This is a genomic window from Streptococcus sp. HMSC071D03, assembly GCF_001812125.1.
In the GTDB taxonomy this organism is placed as follows: Bacteria; Bacillota; Bacilli; order Lactobacillales; family Streptococcaceae; genus Streptococcus; species Streptococcus pseudopneumoniae_N.
This window is the reverse complement of the sequence record NZ_KV807703.1, coordinates 1-7232: the sequence shown is the minus strand read 5'-3', so window position 1 is coordinate 7232 and position 7232 is coordinate 1. Positions and strand designations below refer to the sequence as shown.

General features: G+C 41.5%; 8 protein-coding genes. All 8 read right to left on the bottom strand.

What is annotated here, in order from left to right:
• Positions 1 to 186: 186 nt before the first annotated feature.
• Positions 187 to 852 (bottom strand): DNA alkylation repair protein, encoded by a 666-nt coding sequence (locus HMPREF2837_RS01075; RefSeq protein ID WP_075230537.1) that lies wholly within the window; start codon positions 850 to 852, stop codon positions 187 to 189.
• Positions 853 to 1485, bottom strand: coding sequence for a response regulator transcription factor (locus HMPREF2837_RS01070; RefSeq protein ID WP_075230536.1), 633 nt, complete (start codon positions 1483 to 1485; stop codon positions 853 to 855). It abuts the gene before it with no gap.
• Positions 1486 to 1496: 11 nt separating this feature from the next.
• Positions 1497 to 2495, bottom strand: coding sequence for an envelope stress sensor histidine kinase LiaS (locus tag HMPREF2837_RS01065; protein WP_075230535.1), 999 nt, complete (start codon positions 2493 to 2495; stop codon positions 1497 to 1499).
• Positions 2492 to 3190, bottom strand: coding sequence for a cell wall-active antibiotics response protein LiaF (liaF, locus tag HMPREF2837_RS01060; protein WP_075230534.1), 699 nt, complete (start codon positions 3188 to 3190; stop codon positions 2492 to 2494). The genes HMPREF2837_RS01065 and liaF overlap by 4 nt, the downstream gene beginning before the upstream one ends.
• A 94-nt stretch (positions 3191 to 3284) precedes the next feature.
• Positions 3285 to 4286 carry a type 2 isopentenyl-diphosphate Delta-isomerase gene (gene fni / locus HMPREF2837_RS01055; protein ID WP_075230533.1) on the bottom strand — a complete coding sequence of 334 codons (1002 nt, stop codon included), beginning with the start codon at positions 4284 to 4286 and terminating at the stop codon, positions 3285 to 3287.
• A complete protein-coding gene (locus tag HMPREF2837_RS01050; RefSeq protein WP_075230532.1) occupies positions 4264 to 5277 on the bottom strand; it encodes a phosphomevalonate kinase in 1014 nt (337 codons plus the stop codon). Before HMPREF2837_RS01050 ends, fni begins: the two co-directional genes overlap by 23 nt.
• Positions 5264 to 6217: a diphosphomevalonate decarboxylase gene (gene mvaD, locus HMPREF2837_RS01045; protein WP_049549524.1), complete on the bottom strand. Its 954-nt coding sequence runs from the start codon at positions 6215 to 6217 to the stop codon at positions 5264 to 5266. The genes HMPREF2837_RS01050 and mvaD overlap by 14 nt, the downstream gene beginning before the upstream one ends.
• The gene (mvk, locus tag HMPREF2837_RS01040) at positions 6199 to 7077 is read right to left on the bottom strand and encodes a mevalonate kinase (RefSeq protein WP_075230531.1); all 879 of its coding nucleotides are present in this window, start codon (positions 7075 to 7077) and stop codon (positions 6199 to 6201) included. The genes mvaD and mvk overlap by 19 nt, the downstream gene beginning before the upstream one ends.
• Between the last annotated feature and the right edge of the window lie 155 nt (positions 7078 to 7232).

Below are 7232 nucleotides of genomic sequence, written 5' to 3'. Positions count from 1 at the left end.
ATTTTCATTGAGTATTAGTCCTCTAACTTACTGGTCTAAATCATTTGTCTCTTTTTGCAGTCTGAACAACAGCGCTAGGTTTATTTGACAGACATCTTTCTCGAGATGATACTCTCTACTATCTTGTTGTTAACAAGTTCTACTAGCTACCGCCTATTATGGTTTTTTCTGGTCAGACATGAGTTTTTAGGGCTGTTTGAGGTACTTGCTTGCTTCTTTGATACTAAGTTCAGCCATTCTTTCCTTGTTTTTTTCGATGAAACTTGCTACCCATTCTGGATTGGTCTTAGAGTAGTCTCTTAGAGCCCAGCCGATGGCTTTATTGATAAAAAATTCTGTCTGGTCCAGATTGTTTAGTAGGATTTTTTCCATCAGTCGGACATTCGTTTTGGCTTTTCTTAACAACTGGTGATCAATAGCGACTCGTCTCAGCCAGATATTGTCTGATAGGCTCCATTGGAGGATGATTTCTCCCAGTTCTGGATTGTCATACACCAAACTCCCTACTACTCGATCTAGAATATCTATCGTATCCCACCAAGATTTGGTCACGACCAGACGCTCAAGCTTAGGCAAATCGCTCTCTGTTAGATAAGATTGCATGGCTTTCAAATAGTTGGCGCCCACATACTGGTATTCTCTTGGCTCCTTTTCCCAGCAAGTGTCCACAAAATCCCAATCGATGATCTTTGTTTTTTTCTCGCTTGGAAAGTATTTTCTATAGAGCGCATTTCTTTCAGGTGCCGCAATACCTAGAAAGGAAAATTGCTGGCGCATATAGGCTTCCATAGGCCCTGCCTTTTTCGGATCTTTTGCCGCTTCTAGCTCCACAAGTAAATCTGCTAAACTCATCTAAAAATCCTCATGGCCTACCAAGTGATGCTGAAAGGCATAAACTGCTGCCTGGGTGCGGTCGCTAACCTGAAGCTTCGCTAAAATGTTAGATACATGAGTTTTTACAGTTTTGAGGGAAATGAACAATTCATCGGCGATACGCTGATTTTCATAACCCTTAGCAATTAGTTGAAGGACATCCCGTTCACGCGCAGTTAAGTCCTCATGAAGTTCAATATGATTGCGATTGTATTCTACCTTTTTACTCACCTCTTGTTCAATAGCCAACTCTCCAGCCGCCACCTTACGAACAGCGTGCAGCAATTCGTCCGCGCTAGAAGTTTTGAGCATATATCCCCTAGCCCCAGCATTTAAGACTGGCATGATTTTTTCATTGTCTAAGTAAGAGGTCACAATCAAGATTTTAGCCTCTGGCCATTCTTTGAGAATAGCTAGAGTTGCGTCAATTCCGTTGACTTCAGGCATAACAATATCCATGACAATCACATCTGGCCGAAGCTCCAAGGCCATAGAAATTCCCTCCGCGCCATTGGTTGCTTCTCCTACAACCTCTACATCATCTTGTAGTTCAAAATAACTTTTTAAACCCAGACGCACCATTTGGTGGTCATCTACCAATAATAGTTTCATCTTACTTCCTCTTATCTATCCAAATCAAGCAAGGGAATGCGAATATCCACTGCCAAACCTTGCTTGGGAGCTGTTAATAATTGTATAGTCCCAGCCATATCTTCCACTCGTTCTTTGATATTTCGCAAACCATAACTCAGTTCATCAACATCATCCAGCTGAAAACCACGACCATTGTCTGCAACCTTCAACTGTAATTCCGTTTCCGTTTGATAAAGGTAAACATCTAGACATGAAGCTTGTGCATGACGAAGTGTATTACTAATCAATTCTTGGACAATCCGGAAAATATGTTCTTCAATCTTTTTAGGTAATGCAGTTACCTGACATTTAAAGCTTACCTTCAGCTCACTTTTTTCTTCCAATTCTTTGAGAAGCAACTGAATGCCCTCCACCAAGCTCTTTTGTTCTAATTCTATCGGTCGTAAATGCAAAAGCAGAATTCGCAAATCTCTTTGGGCTGTTTCTAGAATAGCAGTCACACTATGAAGCTGAGTTTGCATCTTCTCTCTGTCTAATTTAGAAGCTTGTTGGCTGAGCCCAGATAAAATCATATGGGCAGCAAAAATTTCTTGGCTGACCGTATCATGTAAATCACGCGCGATTCGCTTGCGCTCCTTTTCAATAATTTCTTCTTCTTTGACCAAGGCCTGATTGTCTGCTTTTTGAATAGCTTCTGTCAACAAACCAAGCTTTCCTGACAAGTTTCTAAAACTTGCGTCTAAATCAGCATCTCCCAGACTTTCAATATCTTTACCAGCTAGCAGACGTTTGAGATTTGCTTGGATTCTTCTTTTTGAAATTTCATCAACAATTGTCCAGAATAGGACTAATAAAAAGGCCAAGGCAGCACTAAACATTAAAGCCAGAAATAGGACTTTTTCTGTCTTTTCTAAATCTTGGAAGAGAGAAGTCCACTCTAAATCCAGAACCTTAAAAATGCTTCGAAAGAGAAAGACAACAAAGAGAAATGAGGTGAGACCAATTAAAATATAGGGCTGTTTTTTCATCCGCGCACCACCTCAACATCTCCAACCATAGTTGTCAAAAGAATCTTGACACTCTTGGGACTCTTGAGATAATCCCTGGTTTCTTGATGGAATTGTTCATTCCGCAAAGCTCGCTTAGGCTGGTCAAAGAAGGTTAAATCTCCGTACAGAGAATTAACACTAAGACTGACTTCTACATCCACTGGTACAATAATTCTAGTAGTGCCGACTAGCTTTCTCAAGATGATGACATTATCATGATTGCTCAAAATCACGTGCTCTAGATGAATGGTATCCTTCCCCATGAGACGAAAAAGGTTGATATCATCAAAGCGGCAAGTCTGGTAGCTTGAAAAGTGGTGGAGATTCCCAAACCAGCGATTTTTCTCCCTCTTCACCGTCACAACTTCTTCAAAAATCAGATTGGTATCTTCTCTTTCCTGGTTCATCATAGGATAAAGCAAGAACAGGCTGTATATCAAGGCCACAAAGATAGCCATAATGACAAAGGGATTGAGCATGATGATAAAGAAAAATAGGATGCTCACTGCCACTAATATGAGGTTATTCCCCTGTCTTCCGGTATAGTATCGAATCAGCAGTAAAAACAAGAGCAAGATCAGCAGAAAACGGGGAAAATGCTCTGATACCATCATAATCAGAGCTCCTGTTAATAAACAAGCTTCAATAAATAGAAAAATTTGAAATTTTCGCATGTAACCGTCCTCTCTATTTTATTGTATCACAAAACCAAAAAGTCACATCAGTCTGAGGAATGATAAAAAGACCGGGACCAAAATCCCGACCTCCTTATAGTTGATCTTTTGCTTCTTTTAATTTTCCATACAGGAGATAGTCGACCTGCTGCAAATCCTTAATCCTTGCACAATTAAGGGCACACATAATCAGACGTAGTTCTTCCTTCCAGCCTTCAACAATAGAAATAACGACATCCACTGGGTAGTTTTCAACTAACTCTAACATGGTGCGTGAGAGTCCAACCGCCTTGGCTCCAAAGACCAAGCATTTGATGATGTCTAGTGGATTGCGAACACCTCCGCTTACCAGAAGCTCCATCTTATCTTTCCAGTCTTGGGCATTTAGAAGGGTTTGCATGGTCGATTGCCCCCAATCATTGAGGTAGTCCCGTTGACCACTGCGACGGTTTTCGATATAGGCAAAGCTAGTTCCGCCACGGCCAGACAAATCAACCGTACGTATCCCCATCTCGTACGCCTTAGCAATGGTCTTCACATCCATGCCAAAGCCGACTTCTTTTAAAACAAGAGGAACTGAGATTTGATTAGCATAATCTTTCAGATTGCTTTGCCATAATCTAAATTGACGTTCACCTTCTGGCATGAGTAATTCCTGCATAACATTAACATGGACTTGCAATAGAAGGGGATTCATCTCTTTGACCGTTTGTAGCCCCAGTTCAACAGACTTATCCAAGCCAATATTGGTTCCAAGTAGAAGGTTAGGGTGACTAGTTTTGACGGAGAAAGAGTCATCTGATGGATCCTTTAGGGCAGCGCTGTAGGAACCTGTCACAAATAAAATCCCACAAGCATCTGCCACCTGAGCCAATTTTTGATTAATTTCTCTGCCCTTATCACTACCGCCTGTCATGGCATTTATATAAAAAGGAAAGTCCCATTTACGCCCTGCAAATTCTGTCGAAAGATCGATCTCATCTATGTCGTATAAGGGTAGTGAGGAGTGGATTAACTCCACCTCATCAAAACTATTATAAGAACTTTTTTGTTCAAGGGCATAGCGGATGTGCTCATCCTTCCGATTCGTCGTCATGTCCTATCCTTTCTTGATACAAGAGCTCAATCCCTAGATTAGCCCAGCGTTTTTTCAGTAATGTGGTCGAATCTTGGTCAAAACTGAGGGCTATTCCACAGTCTCCACCACCAGCACCACTACTTTTAGCGACGGCTTTTAAGTCTCTGCTTGCATCTTTTAAATGTCTGAGCGAAGGTGTGTAAATATCTGAACTCAAGCCTTCTAAAAGTTGGCTGGCTTGTTCTAGCAAGTCAATAATGGTTTCTTCTTGACCTACCTGCAAAGCCTTTACCAAGTTAGCTACAATTTCTTTTGAAGTCTGCAAAAAGCTAGCATCCATATGATTCTTGATTTGCTTTACCATATGACTGGATACAGCCACTTCCTTGGTCCAACCAACCAGAAAATCAAAAGTAAAGACCGGTTCAACGCTCCTAATAGAAAAGCCCCAATCACGATTTAATACAGTCTGCAAGTCTTCCTTTTCAAGCCACTGTGCCACTGTTTCTCTATTAAACGACTGATAGAGTACTAAATCTTCTGAAACGATACAGGCAATGTCCCCCATGGAACCATTATCTCCACGTTTGAGAAGAACTGCACTAGCCAGTTTAAACAAGAGTTCTCTTTCAGCGGCTCTTTCATAGAAAGCAAGCATGGCCTTGATAACCAATACAACGACGCTACCACTAGAACCCAGGCCGAATTTCTTCCCCTCACGCTCCATTTTCCCACGAATCTCTAAAGAAAAAGGCTGCAGTTCAACTCCTTGGGCAGTTAGATACTCCTCCACCAAGGCAACTGTTTCTTGAATCAAGGTATAAGAAGAATCCGGGCGCATGTCTACACTATAAGTAAACATATCTGAATAGAGTCGATAAACTTCTGAGGACTCAATCTCAGCTGTCATATAGATGGGAATAGCCTTTATTAGCGCCAACTGTCCTGGTTCTAAAATGGCATACTCCCCAGCCCAATAGAGCTTCCCACAAGTTTTAACAATCGTCATCTTGGCTCAAATCCTTTGTTTTTGAAACGATTAAGCGATAGCGTTGACCTAAAAGTTTTGATAGATGTTCCAAGTCTTTTTCTAAACAAAGAACCTTGACATTAGGCCCCGCATCCATGGTGAAGTAACAAGATTCTCCTTGTTCCCTAAGCTGACGAACAAAATCCATAGCCTCATAACTCGCATCTGTCAGATATGAGAACGGCGGATTTGCAGTCTTGGTCGTAGCATGCATAGCCAAGGCGTTCTTCTCTGTCAATTCTCCAACTTTCTTAAAGTCATTTTCCTTGAGGTAGACCAACATATCTTTGTAGTCTTGTTCAGATTGACGAATCCACTCATCAAAAGTCGTAGAAGTTTCGACACAGAGCTTCATCCCATCTCGACTGGAAATTGGTTTTTTCTGGTCTTCCAAGACCAACATAATCATAGCGAGTTTCAAGTCAGTTTCGACAGGATAAATCTCTCCACTATCCTTGTCCCAGGCTGCCAAGGGGCCATAAAAACTACGAGATGAAGAACCCGATGCAAACTTAGCTTCCAAGGCCAAGTCTTTACGATCTAGTCCTAATTGGAAATAGGCGTTGCAGGCTTTTACCAAGGCAGATAAACCACTGGAACTTGAAGAAAGGCCTGCTGCTGTTGGCATATTGTTTTTAGTGTCAATACGAACAAAACCTGCTCCTTCAGGACGGTAACGATCAATGATTTTACTCATCTTAGCATGCTCAGCTTCGTTTTGCAGCTGACCATTGATATAAAAAGCATCAGCTGTCGCATCCGTCGGTAGAGATGACAAAGTCGTCTCCGTGTACATATTTTCCAAAGTCAGAGAAATACTGCTAGTCGCAGGAACCATCTCTTTTTCTGCTTTCTTACCCCAATATTTGATAATAGCAATATTGGCATAGGAACGTACTGTTACAGGCTTTCGATCCATGTCTGAACAGCTCCTTTCTCTTCTAATCTTTCTGCTAGTTCTTGCGCTTGGCTTACATTAGCAACCAGGGCGATAATACAGCCTCCTAGACCACCACCACTCATCTTGGCTCCTAGGGCTCCATGTTCAAGAGCAGTTTCCACCAAGGCATCAGCCTCAAGGCTACTAACTCCTATTTCTTTTAGATTGCCATGTGCTTTTGTTAAAATCTCTCCCAGCTTCACGGCATCTTTTGTTTGAATTGCTTCTTCTGCTTCTTGGGTCAATTCTCCTAGTGCATGCAAGAATGGTAAAGATTCCTTGCCCTTACTCTGCACGACCTGGATAGCTTCACGAGTATGTCCATAAACTCCAGTATCTGCAATGACCAGATAAGCCGACAAGTCCATGGCTAGTTCTTCAAAACCAACATTCTTTATAAAACGAATAGGCTGGTCACTAAGACAGGTCTTAGCATCCAGTCCACTAGGATTCATATGGGCAATCATCTCTGCACGATTGACCAAAATCTCTAAAACATCATGCGGAAGTTCTGCTTGGTAATAATCAAATACTGCACGAATGGCCGCAATACTTATGGCTGCTGAAGAACCCATCCCTCGCTTTTCCGGAATAGCCGAGTCAATTTGACAACGAATGCAAGCATCTTTGATATTTAGATACTCGAGAGAAGCATAAACAGCCATAGACAAGGTGTCCTCTTCAAAAAGACGCCATGGTGTAGTAGCTGGAACCACCCGACAAGTCACTTCAACCTCTAAAAGAGGCAAAGAGATGGCTGGGTAGCCATAAACCACTGCATGCTCTCCTATTAAAATAATTTTACTATGTGCCTGACCGACACCAACTTCTTTTGTCATTTAATCCTTCTATCAGACGAAAACCGTCTTTTTCTAGATAAAATTTTAGAACTTTATTCCTTTCTATTTTATTATATTTTCACAAAAAAAGCGATTGTTTCCTTCACAATCGCTTGTTTTCATGGCTCTATAATTTCTGTAGTGGGTAAATCCCC

Bases quoted from the DNA above. Each gene is read 5' to 3' on its own strand.
- mvk (WP_075230531.1), bottom strand. From the start codon at position 7,077: ATGACAAAAGAAGTTGGTGTCGGTCAGGCACATAGTAAAATTATTTTA.
- mvaD (WP_049549524.1), bottom strand. From the start codon at position 6,217: ATGGATCGAAAGCCTGTAACAGTACGTTCCTATGCCAATATTGCTATT.
- HMPREF2837_RS01065 (WP_075230535.1), bottom strand. From the start codon at position 2,495: ATGAAAAAACAGCCCTATATTTTAATTGGTCTCACCTCATTTCTCTTT.
- fni (WP_075230533.1), bottom strand. From the start codon at position 4,286: ATGACGACGAATCGGAAGGATGAGCACATCCGCTATGCCCTTGAACAA.
- HMPREF2837_RS01050 (WP_075230532.1), bottom strand. From the start codon at position 5,277: ATGACGATTGTTAAAACTTGTGGGAAGCTCTATTGGGCTGGGGAGTAT.
- HMPREF2837_RS01075 (WP_075230537.1), bottom strand. From the start codon at position 852: ATGAGTTTAGCAGATTTACTTGTGGAGCTAGAAGCGGCAAAAGATCCG.
- liaF (WP_075230534.1), bottom strand. From the start codon at position 3,190: ATGCGAAAATTTCAAATTTTTCTATTTATTGAAGCTTGTTTATTAACA.
- HMPREF2837_RS01070 (WP_075230536.1), bottom strand. From the start codon at position 1,485: ATGAAACTATTATTGGTAGATGACCACCAAATGGTGCGTCTGGGTTTA.